We start from the raw sequence: 20,511 nt of genomic DNA on the forward strand, positions 1-20,511 counted from the left end.
AGCGTCATACGTTTGGAGGACGAATGCGGTCTGGCCTTCACAATGGATTGAAATCGCGCAATCTCGTCGCACACGATGTGAATTGGATCACACGGCGTCGTCTGGGCCGGTCGCCTGCACGAACGGAGCAGCAAAGCCCGCCGCGATCTTCACGAGGTCGGCCTGTCTGCCGGCGCCGGTCTTCTCGAACAGGCGGCCGAGATGGGTCTTCACCGTCGTCTCGGCAATTCCAAGCTTTGCCGCGATGTCGGGAACTCCACCAAGCTCGACGATGGCCAGCAGCACGCGCATTTCAGACGGCGTCAGCCTGAATGCCGCGGCGATCGCGTCCGTTGCAAGCTGAGGCACCATCGCGGCTTTTTGCAGGAACATCACCGTGGCTGCGGCATCGCGTTGCAGGCTGCGTTGGCGCGTCAGCGAAAACGCGTGGGCCAGATAGTGCTGGCCGTCGGCCGACGTCATCAGCTCGATCCTGCGCCGAACGACCGAACTGGTTCCGACATCGGCAACGACATCGAACAGGCGGCGGAATATTTTGTCGGCCTGGGTGTTACGCGCCACAATGCGATCGCCGACGATCGCAAGCAGATCGCCGTCGGCGAGCATTTGCCGACACGACGCGTTGGCGTGAACGACCCGCCCGTCCGCGTCGAACAGGCAGATCGCCGTGCTCAGGGCGTCGAGGACCTCCGCGAGGTCGGCCACGGTGTGGGAGCGCGCCCTGATCTGCCGGCCCATGATGCGTGAGCGCTGGATATGAGGCGCGAGCAACCGCATGCGCTCGCGCATCGAATCGTCGACGGTTCCGCGTGACCGCCCGCGCATGACCTGCAGAATCGTCGTGCGCGCATTCGATTGCTCGAGCGTGACGGTCGCGAGGTCGACGGCGCCCTGCGGTTCCACCCACTCGCGATAGAAGCTCGTGGCCACGAAGTCCGAATAGGGCATGACGTCGGCCACGCCGATGATCTGCTCAACGGGCAGATCCAGGTGGCGATCGAGCAATGGATCCAGCTCGACATATCGATCCCGATAGAGCTCGCGGAAGCGGGACTCCGTTCCATAGTGCTGGTGGATTTCGATCGAGAGCCTGGCTGCGTCGCGCGAGAGAATGGTCACGGCCGAGCCGCCGACAAAACCCGCGACCTGCTCCAGCGCGGCGCTTCGCTGAGCGGGATCGACCGCCGCATCGTAGATCTCGCCGACGAGCGAAGAGAACCTGTTCGCCTCGAGGATTGTCATCGGCGGGGGAATGCGGTCTGGAGGCTGACGATGAGGACAGACCGGCCGATCGTCGTGGTCGACGGCGAGAAAACGTCGGAGAAAAATGCTGGAATCTCGAACATCGTCCCTGCGTAACGTCAACCGCAGGGTGCGGCTTGGACGTTTTCGCCAAAGACTAGGATAAATGCGAACAGCGGACGGGCTGTGTGCCGTGCATCACGCGCCCACTCGCTGCTTGCTCAATCGCCCGCACCTGAGGCGCGCGGCATTTTATTTCCGGTTCTCCTCGCAGAACTTCAGCGCGGCGAGCGCCTCGCCGGCGCGCGGGATCTGCATCTCGATGCTGTCGTCGTCATCGTCCTCGAAATCGAGCGTGAGGCGCTTGGCTTTCGACAGCCGTTCCATGATGGACTGATCGTATTCGAAGATGCCGCGCACGGTGGTCTTGTCCATGACTTCCCATTTCGCCTTCGACATGATGTCGGCGTCGTCGGTGCCGACGTCGGCTTTCAGGATCTCTCCGACCTTGTCCCACTCCCAGCCATCATAGATCATCACGATCACGATGGCCTTGTCGGAATAGGTGATGACGATGACGTAGTCGCGATTCTCGTCATCCTTGTCCTTGTAGCCGCGGCTGGCGTTGCAGTGGGTGTCCTGGGTGCGCTTCTCGATGGTCCAGTCACCCACCTTGGACTGTTGCGCGACCGCAGGCCCGGCACTCAAGGCGCCGGCCAGCAGCGCAGCGGCAAGACAAAATCGTTTCATGTCAGCCTCCAGCATTTTCCCCGGCTCAAGCTGACCACCTCTCCCGCCAGGCCGCAAGAGCTTCAGCTCGACCGGGCTGCCCTAGGCGCGGCGCGGCACGATCGCGATCGGGGTGAAGGTGTAAACCTCCTCTCCGTTCTGGTTGAACATCGTCCATTTCACCAGCGCGATGCCTTGCGGCTTCGACTTCGACGGCGTCAGGCTCATGACCTCGCCGACCAGATGCAGGCGGTCATTCGGCCGCACCGGGATCGTCCAGCGCAGTCCGTCGACGCCCGCGCCAATCAGCGGATGCGGGCCGAAGGGACGGGCCTGGATCGCGAGGTTCATGGCGATCGCCGCGGTGTGCCATCCCGACGCAGCCAGACCGTTGAACAGGGTCGCCTTGGCGGCCTCGTGGTCGAGATGCATCGGCTGCGGGTCGAACTCGGCAGCAAACCGCTTGATGTCGGCCTCGGTGACCTCGACCTCCGGGGATTTGAAACGCATGCCGACGGTGAGATCGTCGAACCAGGCGACCTGTGCCATGAATTTGCCTCGAAATGTGATGCGACGCGCGCGATACGCACGACCAAAAGGATGGATCGGTAGTGGCATGTAGCGATTTGCCCGCTCACAGGCCAGCCCCGGGGTTCCCCGCGAAACCCCTTTCCCAAATCGACGAAACACGCCTGAAACAGAGGGCCGGTTAACTGCTTGTCAAAATCGTACAGGGACGTGCGTCATGCAATTCTTCCTCGACCTGATCAGCGAATATGCCTGCTGCCAGCATCTCGTCGCCCAGCCGCTTCGGGAGGACGAGCGATGATCGAGCTGATCTCAGCCCTGCTTGCCCTTTGCGCCATCGGCGTCTTCGCTGCCCATGCGGTGGATGCTTATCGCACCACGCACGACTGACCGGCGCCCGCGCCGCTAGAACGGCCGCCGGTAGAAATGCTCGGAATGCGTTGCCGGTGGAAATCGGTTGGCGAGCGCCAGCGCGCCCTTCTCGTCCGTCTCGAGCGCGATCTTCTGCGCCAGCATCACGTCGCCCGGCACCAGGAAGCCCGACGGGACGAAACACCACCCCATCGTTGCATTTCCCGCGTCGTCGACTTCGTGGACGTTGGCCGCGGTGCCGTAGTGAATGCGATAGCGCTTGCCGCTGTCGCAACCGATGACGTCGAAATGCCGGTGCTGCTCGAATTGCGCACGCTGCTCTGCAGACAGCCATTCGGACAAAAGCCGGCGACCGCGCGCCTCGGGCGTGTTCTCGCCGAAAAAGCGCCGGTAGAGCTCGCGGAGCGCGTGCAGACGCGCTCGCGCGGGCGCGCGAAGCCTGAAGACCGCGATCATGGGCCGTTCAGATCAACCGCCGACCAGGCGGGGATAGAACAGCGTTTCGTGCGCGGTCGGGTCGAACGATTTGATACGGGTGACTTCGCCGGGCCCGGTCCGGTACGCGGCGGTAAAGCCCGCGCCGGTCAGCTCCCGAAAGCGTTGTTCGGCCCGCGCCAAAGCTTCGGCATTTTCAGGATCAAACTCGTGGCGTGTATCGCCGGTCTGGTCCATCACGATCTGGGTAGCCATGTTGAGTTCTCCTCATGCCAGCCCCGAACTTGATCTAAGCAAACCTCGTGCCGTCGGTTCCTGAAAGCAACAACTTTCTCTGACAAACAGGTCACGCCTTCTGGAGTACCTCAGCGCGCCGCCGTCCCGCTACCCCCGTCGATCTGCCGGCCCATCAGCGCGATGGCCTTCTGGTAGACGCCTGCCGCATTCCAGGCCTGGATGGCGGCGAAATTCGGCTCGCCCGGCTGGTAACCGGCTCCCGCACGCCAGCCATTGGCTTTCAGGAAGTTAGCGGTCGAGCTCAACGCGTTGGCGGCGACCTCGAGATTGCCGGTGCCGTAGGCCAGGATATTCTTGGGCATGAACTGGGTCTGGCCGACCTCGCCATGCATGGAGCCGCGGGTGGATCCCGACAGCGTGCCGCGGTCGACCAGCTTCAGCGCCGCATAGAGCTGCTCGGTGAAGAATTCGGGACGGCGGCAGTCATAGGCCAGCGTCGCGATCGACGAGAGCATGTTCTGGTTGCCGCGCTGGCTGCCAAAACCGGTCTCCATGCCCCAGATCGCGATCAACGGCCCCGGCGGCACGCCGTAGCGCTGCTCGATCGAGGCGAACATCGCGGCCTGCGACTGCTTCAGCGACCGGCCGCGCGCCACGATGGTGGTGGCGCCGCGCTTGGCCAGGAACTGGTCGAGCGAGAGCGAAAAGCTGTGCTGGCTGCGGTCGGCCCCAATGGTCGCGCTGGCATAATTGGTCTGCATCAACGCCGAGATCGCGGCCTGACCGATGCCCTTGCCCTGCGCCTCCGCGCTGAATTCACGCTTCCAGGCCTCGAAGCCGCCGGGTCCGTTGCCGCATTGCGCGGCACGGGCCGTAGGCATCAGGGAAAGCAGCAGCGCAGTCGCGCCAATCATGGCCGTCGCAACGGTCCTGCCCTTGGTCATTCCTGCGTTCCCTTCTCTCGATTTTTGCGCGACAGGCTCGCGCGGGCGCATAATCCTACGTCAGCCGCGCTCGCTCAAGCCCCGACCGACGCTATCAATGCAGGCAATGCGCTTGACATGAATCAAACGCTTAGCGTCCGCCATCGGTCCCGAGCAGGAAATCCACGTGATGCCTTGGTGCTGCCGGTACATGTCGGTGCCGGTCGCGGTAACGCAGCCGAGCGTGCGGGCTTCGACGATGAACGGCGAGATTTCGGGCTTGGTGATCACGCAGCCGCAATAGGCCGACGGCGCCAGCCGCGTGACATCGACCGGCAGCGGATCGCCGTCCTTCATTCCGGCCGGCGTGGCATTGGCGACGAAGTCGAAACCTGAGGGGTCGATGGTACCTGCCCGCACGGGCGCCTTGCCGAGCCCGTTGAGCCGACCGATCAGCGCGTCACGGCGCTCCGCCTCGCTGTCGTGAACGGCGAGCTCCCTGACACGGGCCTCGACCAATGCCAGCGCGATGGCCGAGCCGGCACCACCCGCGCCGACCAGCAGCGCCCGCATGCCGCGGGGATCGATCCCCTTCGCCCGCGCGGCGCCGACGAAGCCGAGACCGTCCACCATGTCGCCGTGCCACGAACCATCGGCGCGCCGGCGCATCAAATTGACGGTACGGAGGAAGTGCGCACGTTCCGTCGCGCTGGCGCAGGCCTGGTAGCAGGCGAATTTGTGCGGAATGGTCACCACGATACCGTCGAGGTTCTTCAACCGGCTCGCCACCGAGAGAAAGTCCGGCAGATCGGCGGTGGCAACCTGTACCGGAACGAGAATGCCGTCATGGCCGCGCGCTGCGAACTCAGCAGATACCCCCGCAGGCGAACGTACCTGGGCGATGGGATCGCCGACGATGACGTAGAGCCGCGTCGCACCTGACGGCGCCGGGATCATGCCGCTCAAGGCGACACCTCGGAGGTCAACTCCAATCCGTCCAGACTGCCCTCCTTCCGCCATTTGGCGAGCAGCCGGAGGAACGCCATCGGCCCGCGCCAGTACTGGCTGTTGCGCGCCGCGATCGGATCGAACACGCCTTCATTGTTGTAGTAGCCGGGCGTGCATTCGGCGAGATAGGTCTGGCGGCCAACCGCGGCCTTCACGACCTCGTCGACCCAGGCATTCTCGGCAGCGACCGTCGGCTCCAATGTCCTTGCACCGCGCTTGCGCGCCTGATCGATGACATAAGCAATGTGCCGCGATTGCTCGTCGATGATGTGCGGAAAGTTGGCGCTCTGGCCGGCCTGCACGGTCACGATCAGGAAGCAATTGGGAAAGCCGCGGCTGTAGAAGCCGTGCATCGTCTTGACGCCATCGCGCCAACGCTCGGACAGGCTGACGCCGTCGCGGCCATAGACCTCAAAACCCATGCGGCGCGCATAGTCGGTGCCGACCTCGAAACCGCTGGCATAGATCAGACAGTCGAGCTCGTAGGCCTTGCCATCGACGACGACCGCATTTTCGGTGAGGCGCTCGACGCCCCTGCCCCCGGTGTCGACGAGATGAACGTTAGGGCGATTGAACGTATCGAGATATTCGTCGTGGAAGCACGGCCGCTTGCAGAACGCCTTGTACCAGGGCTTTAGCGCCGCTGCGGCCGCTTCGTCCTTCACCACGGCGTCGACGCGGGCCCGGATCTCCTCCATCTTGCGATAGTCGGCCTGCTCGATCACCTTCAGCGCCTCTTCCATCGAGGTCACCGGCTGTGGCTGACGACGCGGCGCCAGCAAAATCTCGCCGAGCAGGCCGGTCCAGCCGTCCTGCACCAGATCCTGCTCGAACGGCTCGCCCGAAATCACAGCGGTGAAATTGTCCATCCGCTCGCGCTGCCAGCCGGGCTTCAGGCCATCAGCCCAGGACTGATCCGTCGGCCGATCGCCGCGCACGCCGATCGCCGAGGGCGTGCGCTGGAACACGTAGAGCTCCTTCGCCGAGCGGCCGAGATGTGGCACGCATTGCACGGCGGTGGCACCAGTGCCGATGATGCCGACCCGCTTGTCGACAAGACCGTCGAGATCGCCCTCGGCGCTGCCGCCGGTGTAGGAATAGTCCCACCGGCTGGTATGGAAACTGTGGCCTTTGAAGCTTTCGATGCCGGGAATGCCAGGCAGCTTCGGCCGGCTCAACGGACCTCCGGCCAGGATCACAAAGCGCGCGCGGATGCGATCGCCGCGGTCGGTCTCGACGAGCCAGCGTCCCTCGCTCTCCTGCCACGCCATGCGCGAGATGACGGTCTGAAACAGCGCGCGTTCGTAGAGGCCGAAGTGACGACCGATGCGGCGCGAGTGTTCGTAGATCTCCGGCGCGCGTGCATATTTGCGCACCGGCATGTAGCCGGTCTCTTCCAGCAGCGGCAGATAGATGTAGCTTTCGGTGTCGCAGGCCGCACCGGGATAGCGATTCCAGTACCAGGTGCCGCCGAAATCGGCAGCCTTTTCCACGATGCGGAAATCAGTGATGCCGGCCGCGCTCAGACGCGCACCACACAGCAAGCCGCCGAAGCCGCCACCGACGATGACGACCTCGGTCTCCTCGGTGACGGGCTCGCGCGCAAATCCTGCATCGGCCCAGGGATCGTCGAGATAGCGGGCAAAGCCTGCGGCCATCTCGACATACTGCGCCTTGCCCTCGGAACGCAGACGGAGGTCGCGCTCGTCACGATAACGCGCACGCAAAGCCTGAATATCGATCGTAGGTGCGCCGGCTGCGCCGGTCTTGTGTCTTTCCGCTGACATCGATCTCCTCCACGGCGGGCGCGGCTTCGGCCTGCAGCGCGCGCCAGTTAGCCCTGAAAAAGTGACACACGCAATCGCACCGGCCGCTTTTTGCGTGTGCGCCGCACGGCCTTCCGCTACTTTGAATACAAGCGCAGAGACGTCATGCAGCGACGTGGCTTTTTCGGAGGGGACAATGCAGGGATTGATGATGGACATGCCGCTGCTGATCAGTGGCCTGATCCAGTATGCTGCCGACTATCACGGCGAGGCGGAGATCGTCGCGCGCGAGATCGAGGGCGACATTCATCGCTACACCTATGCCGAGGCTCACCCGCGCATCAAGCGCATGGCGCTGGCGCTCAAGCGGCTCGGCATGAAGCAAGGCGATCGCGTCGGGACCCTGGCCTGGAATACACATCGCCATTTCGAGATGTTCTATGCGGCGCCCGGCATGGGCTATGTGCTGCACACCGTCAATCCGCGGCTGTTCCCCGAACAACTCGTCTACATCATCAACCACGCCGAAGATCGCGTCCTCTTCGTCGACCGCGCGACGCTGCCGATTGTCGAGGCCATCGCACCGCAACTGACGACGGTCGAATCCTATGTGATCATGTCGTCGCGCGAGCGCATGCCGGAGACGACGCTTGCGAACGTGCATTGCTACGAGGAGCTGCTGGACAAGGAGAGCGACGCCGGCTTCGCCTGGCCAGAGTTCGACGAGAAATCCGCCTCCACCATCTGCTACACATCGGGCACGACGGGGAATCCCAAAGGCGTGATCTATTCGCACCGGGCCGCGATCCTCCAGACCATGACGTGCTGCAACTTCGACTTCATTCCCGGGCATCTCGAAGGGGTGCGCGAGGTGATGATGCCGATGGCGCCGCTGTTTCACGGCAACGGCTGGAACATGCCGTTCACCGCACCGTATACCGGCTCGAAGCTGGTGCTGCCCGGCCGCAATTACGAGCCCGACAAGCTCTATGAGCTGCTGGAGGGCGAGAAGGTGACGCTGTCGGCGGGCGTGCCGAGCTTCTGGCTGATCCTGCTCGACTGGCTAGGCCGCACCGGCAAGACATTCTCGACGCTGCGCGCGACGCTGTCGTCGGGCTCTGCGCCGCCCCGCGCCATGGTCGAGAAGCTCAAGCGCGACTACGACGTCGACTACATCCAGGCCTGGGGCATGACGGAGGCGCTGGGCTGCTCCATGCCGGGGTTGCGGCCCGGCTCGGAGCATCTCAGCGAAACCGAAAAGTTCGACCGACGCCAGGTCTCGGGCCGGGCCTGCTTCGGCACGACCTTGCGCATCGTCGACGACGGCGGCAGCGAGCTGCCGCGCGACGGCACGACCGTCGGCCATCTGCGCGCCCGCGGCCCCTGGGTCGCCTCCGGCTACATGAAATTGGAGGAAGGCCTCGATCGCGACGGCTGGCTGATCACGGGCGACATGGCTGTGATCGACCAACACGGCCATGTGACGCTCACCGACCGTTCCAAGGACGTCATCAAGTCGGGCGGCGAATGGATCTCCTCGATCCAGCTCGAGGACATCGCGCTGTCCCACCCCGACGTGCTGCAGGCCGCCGTGGTCGCCATCGCGCACGAAAAATGGCAGGAGCGCCCCCTGCTCCTGGTCGTCCGCAAAAAGGGCGCGACCATCGACGGCAAGACCCTGCTCAACCACATGCGTCCCAGGATCGCGAGCTGGTGGATGCCGGATGCGGTCGAATTCCTCGACGAATTCCCGATGACGGGCACCGGCAAGGTGCTCAAATCGGCATTGCGCGAGAAGTTCAGAGGGTATCGCGTCGGGTAATCTCAGCCCTCTCGGTACGCGATCATCTTCATCTTTTGGTAGATTCGGGGGCGATATATCCGAGGCATCGCTAACCCCTGATCGAGGTCGTCATGGCGTTTTCCGGATTGGGTCTGCATCTCGGCAATCTGTCGCGCTTGTCGAACGCGCAAACGCGTTCGATCAGTCCTGAGAATTTCACCGGCGAAAAGGGCAAGGGCGGCATGTCCGTCGACGGGCCCGCGGCACCTCAGGCCCGCGATCTTGGGCAAGGCTGGAAGGTTTCGCCGTTTGTCGTGATCGAGCCCGGCGCGACGTTCACGCTCGCCGACATTGAGGGCCAGGGCGCCATCCAGCAGATCTGGATGACGCTGGCGCGCGGGCGTCTGCGCCATTCGATCCTGCGGGTCTACTGGGACGGCCAGGAGCATCCGAGCGTGGAATGCCCGGCCGGCGACTTCTTCGCCTGCGGATGGGAGGAGTTTGCACAAGTGTCGTCGCTCGCAGTTTGCGTCAATCCGGGCCGCGCCTTCAACTGCTATTGGGAAATGCCGTTCCGCAAGCACGCGCGCTTCACGATGGAGAACCGCAGCGAGGAAGCGCTCACCGTCTACTACCAGATCAACTATACCCTGACCGAAGTGCCCGAGGACTGCGCGTATTTTCATGCGCAGTTTCGCCGCACCAATCCGCTCCCCTACAAGGAGGTCTACACCATCCTCGACAGTGTCAGCGGGCGCGGCCAGTATATCGGCACCTACATGGCCTGGGGCGTCAACAACAATGGCTGGTGGGGCGAAGGCGAGATCAAGTTCTTCATCGACGGCGATGGTGAATTCCCGACCATCTGCGGCACCGGCACCGAGGATTATTTCTGCGGCGCGTACAATTTCGATCCCTATGTGGCGCATTCCGGCCGCGGCGCCGTGCAGCAATCGCGCTACCAGGAATTCACCACGCCCTATGCCGGCCTGCCGCAGGTGATCCGTCCCGACGGCGTCTACAAATCGCAGCAGCGCTTCGGCATGTATCGCTGGCACATCCCGGACCCCATCCGCTTCCAGAGCGACCTCCGCGTCACCATCCAGGCTTTGGGCTGGCGAACGGGACTCAAGGAGGCGAAATATCTCCCGCTACAGGACGACATCGCGTCCGTGGCGTTCTGGTACCAGACGCTGCCGGCCGCGCCGTTCCCCAAACTGGCCGACCCGGAATATCTCGAGATCGACTAGCCCGACGCCTGAGGAGGTCCACCATGCTCTACCCGATGTCGCCAAAGGTCGTCGAGCTCAAGCACAAGCTCGAGAGCTTCATGGACCGGCACATCTACCCCAACGAGGAGCGATTTTATCGCGAGGCGGAAGAGCTTGGTCCGTGGAAGGTCTATCCTGTCGTCGAGGAGCTGAAGCCGCTCGCACGCGCGGAGGGCCTGTGGAATCTGTTCCTGCCGGAATCGAGCCACGGCGCGGGCCTCACCAATCTCGAATATGCTCCGCTCTGCGAGGTGATGGGCCGCTCGCACTTGGCGCCGGAGGTGTTCAACTGCTCGGCGCCCGACACCGGCAACATGGAGGTGCTGGAGCGCTACGGCACGAAAGAGGACAAGGAGCGCTGGCTGAAGCCGCTGCTCGCAGGCGAAATCCGTTCCTGCTTCGCCATGACCGAGCCTGCGGTCGCCTCATCCGACGCGACCAACATCGAGAGCTCGATCGTACGCGACGGCGACCATTACGTCGTCAACGGCCGCAAATGGTACACGACCAACGCGACCGACCCGCGCTGCAAAATCTGCATCTTCATGGGCAAGACCGATCCTGACAATGCCGACCGCCACAAGCAGCAATCCATGATCCTCGTGCCGATGGACACGCCCGGCATCGAGGTCAAGCGGCCCCTGCCCGTGTTCGGCTTCTACGGCGTGCCCGACCGCGCCTCGGAGGTGATCTTCACCAATGTGCGGGTCCCGAAGGGGAACATGCTGCTCGGCGAAGGCCGTGGTTTCGAGATCGCACAGGGCCGCCTCGGCCCCGGCCGCATCCATCATTGCATGCGGCTGATCGGACTTGCCGAACGCACGCTGGAAAAGATGTGCCGGCGCGTTCGCAGCCGCGTCGCCTTCGGCAAGCCGGTCTCGGAGCAGACGGTGACCCAGGAGCGCATTGCCGAAGCCCGCATCATGATCGAGCAGGCCCGGCTATTGACGCTGAACGCCGCCTACGCGATGGACACCGTCGGCAACAAGGTCGCGAAAGCCGAGATCGCGATGATCAAGGTCGCCGTTCCCAACATGGCCTGCCAGGTCATCGACTGGGCGATCCAGGCCCATGGCGGCGGCGGCACCTCGAACGATTTTGGCCTGACGCAGGCCTACGCCACCGCACGCCTGCTTCGCCTCGCCGACGGGCCGGACGAGGTGCACCGAAACCAGATCGCGCGGTTCGAGCTGAAGAAATATTCGAACGCGTAGAGACGACTAGTTCAACACCTCCACCGTCGCCGAGCGGCCGGCGACCAGCGACATTCCGTCGGGCACAGGATCCAGCGCGATGCGCACGGGCACGCGCTGGGCGAGCCGCACCCAGCTGAAGGTCGGGTTGACGTTGGCGAGCAGGTTTGCGCCCTCGGCGCGGTCGCGGTCCTCGATGCCGGCGGCGATACTCTCGACATGGCCCGACAGCGTGCCCTTCTCGCCCATCAGGCGAACCTGCACCTTGTCGCCGATGCGGATACGCGCGAGTTTCGTCTCCTCGAAATAGCCTTCCACATGCAGCGTGTCGCTGTCGACCAGCGCCATCACGCCCTTCCCGGCGGTGACGTAGGCGCCGGGTCGCAGATCCATGTTGGTGATCACACCGTTCACGGAGGCATGGACCTCGCTGCGATCGAGATTGAGCTGGGCGACTGCGCGGTCGGCAACTGCCTGATCGAAGGCCGCCTTGGCCTGGAGCTGGGTCGCGAGCACCTGCTCCTGCTTCTGTTGCGAAACGGCATCGGTGGTCAACGTGCTGTAGCGCTTCAGATCGGCATTGGCCTGATCCAGCGTGGCCTGATGACCCGCCACCGACGCATCAGCCTGCCGCAACGCCAGCGCGAACCGCTCACGATCGATCTTGAACAGCACATCGCCGCGATGGACCTTCTGGTTGTCCTTGACCAGCACGTCGGTGACGAAGCCGGAGACGTCCGGCGCGACCTGCACCACGTCGGCGCGCACGCGGCCGTCACGAGTCCAAGGCGACTCCATGTAATAGACCCACAATTCGCGACCCACGCCGAGCGCCGCGATGACCACGATGACCGTGACCACCAGCCGGCCGATCCAGGCAAAATTCCCTTTCATGAGAGACACTCCGAGAGATAGACGACGCCGCCGAGAAGGCAGACGAAAATCGCGAAATCGAACAATGCGCGGTGCCAGACCAGTCGGTAGAGGTCGAAGCGCTGCATCAGCCGGCGCAGAAGCGCGCTCAGCACATAGGCGACGATGACCCAGAGCAGAAGCGCCGGCACGAGCACACCATAGATGTCGACCACATATCTCATGCCGCCACACTCGCATCTGCGCGCGGCCGATAGGCCGGCGCGTCCGGGAACAGGCCGCGGCGGATGCCGACCAGGCCGATCAGCGCATCTTCGCGCGCGCTGTCGTTGGGATCCTTCACCGCCTGCGCCAAAGCCCGATCGACGCTGGTCAGGAGTTCGCGCGGCATTCCGCCGCCCGCATAGTTGCGGCAGGCGATGGCGAGCTGGTCGAGCATGTCGTCGATCACGGAGATGGTCATCGCCGCAAGCCCATAGCGCGCACGGCGCAGATCGATGATGTTGATCCCGATGCGGAGCTGCACGAGACTGTCGGCGTCGCGCCGGTCGCTCTCCGACAGGAAGGCGATGCGCTGCACCAGAAGCCCGAGACGGTGCAGCATGAGGCCGGCAAACTCCGCGCGGTCGCGCTTGCCCCGCCGTTCGGCGGCAACCGCGATCGTGATCCAGCTCGACAGCACCAGGCGATTGGCGATCCACTCCGCGCCCACCCCGCGCGCGATCCGCGTCACCACCTCGGCGATGAGGACGCCGACGAAGAAGGCGACGGCGGAATTGGCGTAGGAGGCGAAATCCGCGATGTAGGTCGATTGCAGCGCAAGCAGCGTCGCGGTGTTGGCCGCGAGCGCCATGCCGGTGCCCGCCGTTGCCGGCCGCGCGATCAGGAAACCATAGAGCAGGAAAGTCGGTGCCAGCGCGACGACCAGAACCTCGATATGGGAGATCGCAGGAACCAGCGCGAACAGATAGATCGCAACGACCACGATCGCGACCAGCGACCACAGGCCAAAACTGCGGATGAAGCGCGCGGGTTCGTCCTGGGCCGCGAAGAACGAGCAGGCCACCGCCGCCATCATCGGCGCCGAGGAGCCATCGGGCCAACCCGTGCCGATCCAGAACGCGCAGCAGATCAGGATCGCCACGGCCGCACCGGCCGCCGACCACAGCGCGAGCCCGCGATCCCGGTGGCGCACGGGCGCGGCGCCGGCTTCGGAATGGAAGGCCAGATCGAGGCTCGAGACATTGTGGTTCTCGGCGATCGCCTGGGTCAGCTCGCGACAGTCGCGCGAGAGATCGACGAGCTCGCGCAGTCGCGACAGCAGGCTCGTGACAATGATCCGCTCCCAGGATGCGCCGTCATCGAGCACCGCCTGCCGTTCCGCAATCATCGCGCGAATCCGCTCGGCCGGTTGTCGTGCGCCGACGTCGCTGACGATCCACTGCGCGAGATCCTCCAGCAATCGCTTCAGCTCCGGCTGCCGGCGCAGAGCCTCCTCCCCCAGCGCAGACAGCCGGTCCTCCAGGGAGGCGATCACGGGCAGCAGCATCAGCATGCGCAGCCGGATCTCACCGAGGCCGGTCACCGCATTGCGATCGGTCAGCCGGTCATAGGCGAGATGGGCGGAGAGCGTGTCGATCTCGACGATATCGGTCGCGAGCTTGAGGCGCTTGCCGCGGCGGGTTTCGTTGGTACCCTCACGCAGCAGGACGGCCTGACTGAGACGACGCGCATCCAGGAGCCAGCTGCCGACACGGCCGGCGACCGCCGGCGCGACGCTGCGGGGAAACACGATGGTGGAGACCAGGCTGGCGCAGATGATGCCCAGCGAGATTTCCTCCAGCCTTGCCACCGCGGTGTCGAAGATCGCACCGGGCTCGGACACCGAGGGAAAGCCGATCAGCGCGACGGTGTATCCGGCCAGCATGAAGACGTAGCTGCGCGGGGTGCCGTCGAGCAGCGACAGATACAGGCACAGCCCGACCCAGAGCGCGATGGCGAGGCACAACAATTCGGGGGCGTTGATCAGATTCGGCACCAGCGCCACCGTCATGGTTGCACCGACCAGCGTGCCCATGACGCGGAAGAAGGCCTTCGAGCTGGTCGCGCCGGCAAGCGGCTGCGAGGTGATGTAGACGGTTGCCATCGCCCAATAGGGCCGCGGCAGGTCCATCGCGAGCGCAATGACCAGCGCCAGCATCGACGCGGCAAACGTCTTCAAAGCGAAAATGAGATCCGCATGGCGGACCAGGAACGGCTCTTCCGCGCGCATGACTATTTCGCCTCTGGAAGCGCCTTTGCTTCGAGCAGGCGGCTGGCCCGCCGCTCGATGCGCTGGAGCGTCTCGAAAGTTATCGCAAGTTCCTCTGGCGCGATATCCTTGAGCAGGCCCGCCCGGACGCGCCGCAAGATCCGGTTGGTCTCCTCGACCTTGGCTTCGCCCGCCTTCGTCAGGTGGAGCGTTTTGGCACGCCGGTCGGTCGGATCCTCGCGGCGCTCCACCAGGCCCTCGGCCTGGAGCAGGTCGATCAGCCGCACCAGCGATGGCCCCTCGATGCCGAGCTCGTCGGCAAGCACGCCCTGACGGACGTTCTCGCCCTGCCGCGACAGCACCAGCAGCGGGATCGCGGTCGCATAGGACAGGCCGTGATCGGACAGCGCCTGATCCGACTCGCGCCGCCAGATGCGGGCCAGGCGGCTGATGAGCCGGCCGATTTCGCCGTGGATGAAGCCTTGCGAGGGTGCCATGCAAATTAGATAGGACACGAACTATTAGTCTACAACTATATAGCCCCGCATATTCGGATCGATCACGCAAAAGCGAACGAGGACAACGCGATATGGGCCCGGGTTCCACCTTGGAGGCACGGCAGGCGATGGCGGATGAGAGCACCCTGTCGCTGGTCCCGACCTTTGTCGTCGTCGCCGTGGACGCCACGGGGATGGGCATCATCCTGCCGCTGCTGCCGTTCTATTCGCAGCGGCTCGGCGCGACGCCGTTCCTGATCGGTGCCTTGATCTCGGTCTATGCCGTCTGCCAGCTCATTGCCGGTCCCGTGGTCGGCATCCTTTCCGATCGCTACGGACGGCGCAAAGTGCTGATCGTCAGCCAGATCGGGACACTCGTCGGATTTGTCCTGCTCGCGCTGGCCGGCAATCTGACGCTGGTGTTCCTGGCGCGCATCATCGATGGCCTGACATCGGGCAACATCTCGGTCGCGCATGCCTATGCCGCCGAGCACAGCGCGCCGGCGACCCGCAAGCAGGCGCTCGGCATGACCAGCGGCGCGATCGGAACCGGGCTGCTGCTGGGACCCGCGCTGTCAAGTTTCCTCGTCCATTACGGCCAGACCGCGCCGGTGTGGGCCGCGGCCGCGCTCTCGCTCATCAGTATTCTCGCAACGATCGCCCTGCTTCCGCCGGATCATCCCGCGTCCGAACCGCTCTACCAGCATCGCGTGCCCGAGCCGACGCTGGTGCGCAGCCTGTTCGGCATGCGCTACGCCTGGCGCCTGCTCGGCCTGCTGATCGTGTTCTTCTTCGTCAACTCGATGTTCCTGTCGCAGATCGGCCTGTTCCTCTCGGCGCGGTTCTCCTGGGATGGACAGCCCTTCGGCGCACGCGAGCTCGGCTGGATGTTTGCCTATGCCGGATTCATCAACATGGTGGTCCAGGGTTTGCTGATCACCCGGGCGAATCTCGCCGCCTCCGACCGCAGCATCGTGATGGCCGCGTTCGCCTGCATGGGCCTTGGATTTGCCGGCCTCGCCGCCGGCAGCAATATCGGCCTGCTCGCGGTCTATCTGACGCTGATCATCGTCGGCACCATGTTCGCCCGCAGCACGCTGACGGCGGAATTGTCGCGCTCGACCGCGATCAACCGCCAGGGCATGATCATGGGCCTCAATCAGTCGCTGATGTCGGGCGCGAATATCAGCGCACCGCTGCTGAGCGGCGCGCTGATTGGTCACCGGCTGTTCGTCCCGTGGGCACTTGCGATGGCCGCGATTGCGGCGGTGGGCGCCGCGCTGGCCGGCCAGCTGCTCGACACACCGCGCGCTCGCTAGCGCCCTCGCCTCACTTCACGAGATACACGTCCGGATCGGCGCTCGAGCTCGGATTCTTGAAGGCATTTCGCAAGGCTGCCGAGATCGGGACGTTGTAGTTGATGCCATTCGGCGGCGTCGGCGATTCCAGCCACCTCTTGTAGAGCACCTCGATCTCCGGGCTGGCATAGAGCTCGGCCGTGGCGCGATCGGCCAGCGCCTTGAACGGCGCGTCCTCCCGCCGCAGCATGATCCCGAAGGGCTCGGCCTTCGCAAACGTTTCCTCGCTGATCATGAACAGGCCGGGCTCCTTCGAGCGCGCAATGGCGACCGCGAGCTGAACATCGTCGAGCGCGTAGGCCTGCGCACGGTCGGTCTCGAGCAGCAGGAACGCTTCGGCCTGATCCACGGCCGGCATGATCTTGATGCCGAGGTTGCGCTCGGTATTGACCTTGGCGAGCTGGTTCAAATTGACCGAGCCTGCCACCGCGGTCACCGCCTTGCCCTTGAGATCGTCGATGGTGTTGATCTTGGCGGCCTTCTTGGCGGCAAATCGCGTCGCGCTGAGGAAGTGCGTGTTGGTGAAGGCCACCTGCTTCTGGCGATCCGCGTTGTTGGTGGTCGCCGAGCAGTGCAGGTCGAGCGTGCCGTTCACCATCAAGGGGATGCGGTTCGACGAGGTCACGGCGACATAGTCGACGGCAATGTCGGGCATGCCGAGCTGCTTCTTCACGGCGTCGACGATCTTGAGGCAGATATCCATGGCAAATCCGACCGGCTTCTGGTTGCCATCGAGATAGCTGAAGGGTACGGAGGCTTCCTGATAGCCCAGCGTGATCTTCCTGGTCTCCTTGACCTTCTGAAGCGTGCCCGACAGATCTTCGGCGGACGCAGCGCCAGCGAGACAAGTGACGGCCAAGAGAACGGCGGGTAGACGCATCGGGGGCTCCTGAAAGCAGGGCTGCGCCTCCATGCCGGGCGCAATCGAACGGTTGATAGCCCAGGCGCCGGCCCGCCGCCAGACCAGCCTGCGTCTATCAGCTATCACAGCATTCGATATGGCGGCTGGCCCTTCGTCTCCGCTACATTGCCAGCCACCTGCAACGGTGCCGACCGCCAGCTCTCCAGCCAGATTCCCCGCCATGACCACCCAGACCGCTTTCGACCTGATCTTCCGCAACGCCCTGTTGCGATCGTCCCCTAGGCCCGTCGATATCGGCGTGAAGAGCGGACGGATCGCCGCAATCGAATCCAGGCTGGCCTGCGAGGCGGTCGAGGTCGAGGTCGGGGGACGACTGGCTCTGCCCGGCTTCGTCGATACTCACATCCATCTCGACAAGGCTTGCCTGCTCGAACGCTGCGGGCACATCCACGGCACGCTCGGTGATGCCATCCGAGCCGTCTCGGCCATGAAGCAGGATTTTAGCGCTGACGATGTCTATGCACGCGGCGCAAAAGTGCTCGAGCGCGCCATCGTCCAAGGCACGACGCGGATGCGCACCCATGTTGAAATCGATCCGCGCATCGGCTTGCGCAGCTTCGAGGCGATCAACCGGCTCAAGCGCGACTACGCCTGGGCGATTGATCTGTCGCTTTGCGTCTTCCCGCAGGAGGGCCTGACCAACGATCCCGGAACTGAGGAACTGCTGGTCGAGGCTTTGCGCGACGGCGCCGAGTCGATCGGCGGCTGCCCCTATACCGACACCGATCCGAACGCGCATCTCGCGCGCATCTTCGACCTCGCCCAGGAGTTCGACCTCGACGTTGACCTCCATCTCGACTTCGATCTCGATCCCTCCTGGTCGCATCTCGACGAGGTCTGCCGGCAGACCGAACAGCGCCGCTACGGTGGTCGCGTCGCGGTCGGCCATGCCACGAAACTCTCGGCCCTGCCGCCGGAACGGCTGAAGACGGCCACCGCGCAATTGGCGAACGCCGGCATCGCTGTCACCGTGCTGCCGGCGACCGATCTCTATCTGATGGGCCGCGACGCTACCCACAACGCGCCGCGCGGACTGACGCTCGCGCACAAGCTCGCCGGCGAGGGCGTCGTCTGCTCCGTCGCGACCAACAACGTGCTCAATCCCTTCACGCCGTTCGGCGATGCCTCGCTGCTGCGGATGGCGAACTTTTACGCCAATGTCGCCCACGCGGCCGTCGGCGACTTCGACACCTGCCTCGATCTCGTCACCGAATTGCCCGCGCGGCTGATGAACCTCAGGGATTACGGGATCGCGGTCGGCAAGCCCGCCGATCTCGTCGTGCTCGACACCCAGGACAGCCGCTTTGCCATCGCCGAGTTGCCGGATATCTTGATGGGCTTCAAGAACGGGCGGCAAACCTTTGAGCGGCCGCGCGCGACGCTGCGCAAGCCGTGAAACCGAACCGCTCGCGCTATTCCAAAATCGACCAACGGAGCAACCGGATGGCCTTCGACAAGATCTTCCTGAACGCCCGCCTCGACGGCGGGGCTCGCCATCACATCGCGGTCAAGGACGGGCGCATCGCCGCGCTGCTGCCGGCTGACGCGCCTACAGGCGGCGCGGAGACGGTCGACCTCGGCAACGTCCTCGTCGTTCCCGGCTTCGTCGAAGGCCACATCCATCTCGACACCAGCTTCTATGGTGACGCCTGGCGTCCGCACAAGCCATGCACCAACGGATTCAACGTGCACGAACGCGTGGCCTTCCAGGCCCAGAACATGGCTGCGGCAGCGCCGATGGACGTGCGGGCGCGCAACCAGCTCGATCTCTGCATCGGCCACGGCAGCACTCAGATGCGCAGCCACGTCATGGTCGACGGCTCGGTCGGCCTGAAGTCGCTGGAGACGGTTTTGCGCGTGCGCGAGGACTATCGCGGCCTGATCGACATCCAGCTCGTCGCTTTCCCTCAGAGCGGCATTTTGGCACGCCCGGGCACACCGCAATTGCTCGACGAAGCCATCGGGCTCGGTGCGAACCTCGTCGGCGGACTCGATCCCGCGAGTTTCGACCGCGATGTCGAGAAGCATCTCGACGTGGTGTTTGGCGTCGCCAACAAGCACGGCGTCGACGTCGACATTCACCTGCACGACATGGGCACGCTCGGCGCTTTCGAGATCGAGCAGATCGCAGCGCGCACGCGGGCGCTGGGCATGGGGGGCCATGTCGCCATCAGCCACGCTTACGGGCTTGGCGATATTTCCGCAGATCAGGTCAAGACAGTCGCCGACACCCTCGCCCGCTCCGGCGTCGCGATCATGACGAATGCGCCGGGCGCTCGCGCCTTCCCGCCGATCCTGGCGCTACGCAATGCCGGCGTCACCGTGTTCAGCGGCAATGACAACATCCGCGACTCCTGGTGGCCCTATGGCGACGGCGACATGCTGCGCCGTGCGACGACGCTCGGCTATCGCTCGAGCTTCAACACCGACGAGGAATTGCGTGTCGCATTCGATGTCGTCACCGAGGCCGGCGCCAAGGCACTGCGGCTCGAGGGCTACGGCCTGCGCGTCGGCGCCAAGGCGGATTTCGTGACGCTGGACGTAGAACATGTTCCAGAGGCCGTCGTCGCGGTGCCGCAGGGCCGCGCCGTCTACAAGGCAGGTATGCTCGTCGCGTCTAACGGTACGATTGTCGGGAAAACTCGCTGATCATCGTACCTTTCCGACACGATCTTACCGCCAAATCCGAGCCCGGTAGAATCCCGGACCGTAGCCCAACGCATTGCGAGAAAGGCAGCGCTAACCATACTGGGACGCGCACTGACCGTCTGCGTTCGTGGGGGAAGTTATGGATATGTTCAGCGCATTCAGCAGCATTGATTATCAGTCCATCCGGGCCAGCACGCCCGCCGAGACGGCCGTCAAGCGATTGAGCGGCATCGGCGAAGTCTTGTCGGGCCTCGACATCTCGGCAATCCATTCGCAGGGCGACATGGCCCACGCGCTGTGGACGCTCGATACAGCCGGCAAGTGCATTCGCATGATCCTGACCGAGTTCAGGACCGAGCGCACCAAGGACGTTGCCCGCAACGCCAAGAGCCTGATCGATTTGATTGAGGCTGCACGCGACGAAATCTCCGGCTATCGCGACAGCGTTAGGATCCTGAGCTGAACGCTCGCGGT

At 64.3% G+C, this 20,511-nt stretch carries 19 protein-coding genes and 1 pseudogene; 7 read left to right on the forward strand and 13 right to left on the reverse strand.

What is annotated here, in order from left to right:
* Nucleotides 1-87 precede the first annotated feature (87 nt).
* The 8 genes and pseudogenes from K3F49_RS10330 to K3F49_RS10365 form a co-directional block, all read right to left on the reverse strand.
* Nucleotides 88-1,242, reverse strand: coding sequence for a helix-turn-helix transcriptional regulator (locus tag K3F49_RS10330; RefSeq protein ID WP_234680823.1), 1,155 nt, complete (start codon nucleotides 1,240-1,242; stop codon nucleotides 88-90).
* A 252-nt stretch (nucleotides 1,243-1,494) separates the two neighbouring features.
* Entirely contained in the window at nucleotides 1,495-1,992 is a 498-nt protein-coding gene (locus K3F49_RS10335; RefSeq protein WP_234680824.1) for a hypothetical protein, read from the reverse strand.
* An 81-nt stretch (nucleotides 1,993-2,073) separates the two neighbouring features.
* Nucleotides 2,074-2,520 (reverse strand): MaoC family dehydratase, encoded by a 447-nt coding sequence (locus tag K3F49_RS10340; protein WP_234680825.1) that lies wholly within the window; start codon nucleotides 2,518-2,520, stop codon nucleotides 2,074-2,076.
* 384 nt (nucleotides 2,521-2,904) lie between these two features.
* Nucleotides 2,905-3,327 (reverse strand): hypothetical protein, encoded by a 423-nt coding sequence (locus tag K3F49_RS10345; protein ID WP_234680826.1) that lies wholly within the window; start codon nucleotides 3,325-3,327, stop codon nucleotides 2,905-2,907.
* Between the two features lie 12 nt (nucleotides 3,328-3,339).
* On the reverse strand, nucleotides 3,340-3,561 hold the full coding sequence (locus K3F49_RS10350) for a hypothetical protein (RefSeq protein ID WP_194476437.1): 222 nt from the start codon (nucleotides 3,559-3,561) through the stop codon (nucleotides 3,340-3,342).
* 110 nt (nucleotides 3,562-3,671) lie between these two features.
* Nucleotides 3,672-4,487, reverse strand: coding sequence for a lytic murein transglycosylase (locus K3F49_RS10355; RefSeq protein ID WP_234680827.1), 816 nt, complete (start codon nucleotides 4,485-4,487; stop codon nucleotides 3,672-3,674).
* Nucleotides 4,488-4,617: 130 nt separating this feature from the next.
* Nucleotides 4,618-5,423 (reverse strand): annotated as a pseudogene (locus tag K3F49_RS10360) (shikimate dehydrogenase family protein).
* 5 nt (nucleotides 5,424-5,428) lie between these two features.
* Nucleotides 5,429-7,261, reverse strand: coding sequence for a flavin-containing monooxygenase (locus tag K3F49_RS10365; RefSeq protein WP_234680828.1), 1,833 nt, complete (start codon nucleotides 7,259-7,261; stop codon nucleotides 5,429-5,431).
* A gap of 175 nt (nucleotides 7,262-7,436) precedes the next feature.
* Here K3F49_RS10365 and K3F49_RS10370 point away from each other — a divergent pair, with 175 nt between their 5' ends.
* The 3 genes from K3F49_RS10370 (at nucleotide 7,437) to K3F49_RS10380 (ending at nucleotide 11,508) form a co-directional block, all read left to right on the forward strand.
* Nucleotides 7,437-9,062 carry a long-chain fatty acid--CoA ligase gene (locus tag K3F49_RS10370; protein WP_234680829.1) on the forward strand — a complete coding sequence of 542 codons (1,626 nt, stop codon included), beginning with the start codon at nucleotides 7,437-7,439 and terminating at the stop codon, nucleotides 9,060-9,062.
* Nucleotides 9,063-9,154: 92 nt separating this feature from the next.
* On the forward strand, nucleotides 9,155-10,273 hold the full coding sequence (locus K3F49_RS10375) for a glycoside hydrolase family 172 protein (protein ID WP_234680830.1): 1,119 nt from the start codon (nucleotides 9,155-9,157) through the stop codon (nucleotides 10,271-10,273).
* A gap of 23 nt (nucleotides 10,274-10,296) precedes the next feature.
* Nucleotides 10,297-11,508 (forward strand): acyl-CoA dehydrogenase family protein, encoded by a 1,212-nt coding sequence (locus K3F49_RS10380; protein WP_234680831.1) that lies wholly within the window; start codon nucleotides 10,297-10,299, stop codon nucleotides 11,506-11,508.
* Between the two features lie 6 nt (nucleotides 11,509-11,514).
* Here the strand turns inward: K3F49_RS10380 and K3F49_RS10385 are convergent, their stop codons facing one another.
* Genes K3F49_RS10385 through K3F49_RS10400 form a run of 4 tightly spaced genes read right to left on the reverse strand, consistent with a single transcriptional unit; the run spans nucleotide 11,515 to nucleotide 15,108 of the window.
* Nucleotides 11,515-12,381, reverse strand: coding sequence for an efflux RND transporter periplasmic adaptor subunit (locus K3F49_RS10385; RefSeq protein ID WP_234680832.1), 867 nt, complete (start codon nucleotides 12,379-12,381; stop codon nucleotides 11,515-11,517).
* The gene (locus K3F49_RS10390; protein ID WP_234680833.1) at nucleotides 12,378-12,584 is read right to left on the reverse strand and encodes a DUF1656 domain-containing protein; all 207 of its coding nucleotides are present in this window, start codon (nucleotides 12,582-12,584) and stop codon (nucleotides 12,378-12,380) included. Before K3F49_RS10390 ends, K3F49_RS10385 begins: the two co-directional genes overlap by 4 nt.
* Nucleotides 12,581-14,632, reverse strand: coding sequence for an FUSC family protein (locus K3F49_RS10395; RefSeq protein ID WP_234680834.1), 2,052 nt, complete (start codon nucleotides 14,630-14,632; stop codon nucleotides 12,581-12,583). The genes K3F49_RS10390 and K3F49_RS10395 overlap by 4 nt, the downstream gene beginning before the upstream one ends.
* A 2-nt stretch (nucleotides 14,633-14,634) precedes the next feature.
* The gene (locus K3F49_RS10400) at nucleotides 14,635-15,108 is read right to left on the reverse strand and encodes a MarR family winged helix-turn-helix transcriptional regulator (RefSeq protein WP_234681414.1); all 474 of its coding nucleotides are present in this window, start codon (nucleotides 15,106-15,108) and stop codon (nucleotides 14,635-14,637) included.
* Between K3F49_RS10400 and K3F49_RS10405 the strand changes: the two genes are divergently transcribed.
* Nucleotides 15,102-16,427 carry an MFS transporter gene (locus K3F49_RS10405; protein WP_346657311.1) on the forward strand — a complete coding sequence of 442 codons (1,326 nt, stop codon included), beginning with the start codon at nucleotides 15,102-15,104 and terminating at the stop codon, nucleotides 16,425-16,427. The genes K3F49_RS10400 and K3F49_RS10405 overlap by 7 nt on opposite strands.
* Before the next feature lie 10 nt (nucleotides 16,428-16,437).
* Here the strand turns inward: K3F49_RS10405 and K3F49_RS10410 are convergent, their stop codons facing one another.
* Nucleotides 16,438-17,346 carry an amino acid ABC transporter substrate-binding protein gene (locus tag K3F49_RS10410; protein WP_234680836.1) on the reverse strand — a complete coding sequence of 303 codons (909 nt, stop codon included), beginning with the start codon at nucleotides 17,344-17,346 and terminating at the stop codon, nucleotides 16,438-16,440.
* 202 nt (nucleotides 17,347-17,548) lie between these two features.
* On the opposite strand from K3F49_RS10410, the gene K3F49_RS10415 reads away from it, so the two are divergent.
* The 3 genes from K3F49_RS10415 (at nucleotide 17,549) to K3F49_RS10425 (ending at nucleotide 20,500) form a co-directional block, all read left to right on the forward strand.
* A complete protein-coding gene (locus tag K3F49_RS10415; RefSeq protein ID WP_234680837.1) occupies nucleotides 17,549-18,784 on the forward strand; it encodes an amidohydrolase family protein in 1,236 nt (411 codons plus the stop codon).
* 47 nt (nucleotides 18,785-18,831) lie between these two features.
* Nucleotides 18,832-20,037: an amidohydrolase family protein gene (locus tag K3F49_RS10420; protein ID WP_234680838.1), complete on the forward strand. Its 1,206-nt coding sequence runs from the start codon at nucleotides 18,832-18,834 to the stop codon at nucleotides 20,035-20,037.
* Between the two features lie 145 nt (nucleotides 20,038-20,182).
* Nucleotides 20,183-20,500 carry a hypothetical protein gene (locus K3F49_RS10425; RefSeq protein WP_234680839.1) on the forward strand — a complete coding sequence of 106 codons (318 nt, stop codon included), beginning with the start codon at nucleotides 20,183-20,185 and terminating at the stop codon, nucleotides 20,498-20,500.
* The last annotated feature ends 11 nt before the right edge of the window (nucleotides 20,501-20,511 follow it).

Source organism: Bradyrhizobium monzae (assembly GCF_021458635.1).
Classification (GTDB): Bacteria; Pseudomonadota; Alphaproteobacteria; order Rhizobiales; family Xanthobacteraceae; genus Bradyrhizobium.

Coding starts and splice junctions, on each gene's coding strand:
- K3F49_RS10330 (WP_234680823.1), bottom strand. CDS start 1,242: ATGACAATCCTCGAGGCGAACAGGTTCTCTTCGCTCGTCGGCGAGATC.
- K3F49_RS10335 (WP_234680824.1), bottom strand. CDS start 1,992: ATGAAACGATTTTGTCTTGCCGCTGCGCTGCTGGCCGGCGCCTTGAGT.
- K3F49_RS10340 (WP_234680825.1), bottom strand. CDS start 2,520: ATGGCACAGGTCGCCTGGTTCGACGATCTCACCGTCGGCATGCGTTTC.
- K3F49_RS10345 (WP_234680826.1), bottom strand. CDS start 3,327: ATGATCGCGGTCTTCAGGCTTCGCGCGCCCGCGCGAGCGCGTCTGCAC.
- K3F49_RS10350 (WP_194476437.1), bottom strand. CDS start 3,561: ATGGCTACCCAGATCGTGATGGACCAGACCGGCGATACACGCCACGAG.
- K3F49_RS10355 (WP_234680827.1), bottom strand. CDS start 4,487: ATGACCAAGGGCAGGACCGTTGCGACGGCCATGATTGGCGCGACTGCG.
- K3F49_RS10365 (WP_234680828.1), bottom strand. CDS start 7,261: ATGTCAGCGGAAAGACACAAGACCGGCGCAGCCGGCGCACCTACGATC.
- K3F49_RS10370 (WP_234680829.1), top strand. CDS start 7,437: ATGCAGGGATTGATGATGGACATGCCGCTGCTGATCAGTGGCCTGATC.
- K3F49_RS10375 (WP_234680830.1), top strand. CDS start 9,155: ATGGCGTTTTCCGGATTGGGTCTGCATCTCGGCAATCTGTCGCGCTTG.
- K3F49_RS10380 (WP_234680831.1), top strand. CDS start 10,297: ATGCTCTACCCGATGTCGCCAAAGGTCGTCGAGCTCAAGCACAAGCTC.
- K3F49_RS10385 (WP_234680832.1), bottom strand. CDS start 12,381: ATGAAAGGGAATTTTGCCTGGATCGGCCGGCTGGTGGTCACGGTCATC.
- K3F49_RS10390 (WP_234680833.1), bottom strand. CDS start 12,584: ATGAGATATGTGGTCGACATCTATGGTGTGCTCGTGCCGGCGCTTCTG.
- K3F49_RS10395 (WP_234680834.1), bottom strand. CDS start 14,632: ATGCGCGCGGAAGAGCCGTTCCTGGTCCGCCATGCGGATCTCATTTTC.
- K3F49_RS10400 (WP_234681414.1), bottom strand. CDS start 15,108: ATGGCACCCTCGCAAGGCTTCATCCACGGCGAAATCGGCCGGCTCATC.
- K3F49_RS10410 (WP_234680836.1), bottom strand. CDS start 17,346: ATGCGTCTACCCGCCGTTCTCTTGGCCGTCACTTGTCTCGCTGGCGCT.
- K3F49_RS10415 (WP_234680837.1), top strand. CDS start 17,549: ATGACCACCCAGACCGCTTTCGACCTGATCTTCCGCAACGCCCTGTTG.
- K3F49_RS10420 (WP_234680838.1), top strand. CDS start 18,832: ATGGCCTTCGACAAGATCTTCCTGAACGCCCGCCTCGACGGCGGGGCT.
- K3F49_RS10425 (WP_234680839.1), top strand. CDS start 20,183: ATGTTCAGCGCATTCAGCAGCATTGATTATCAGTCCATCCGGGCCAGC.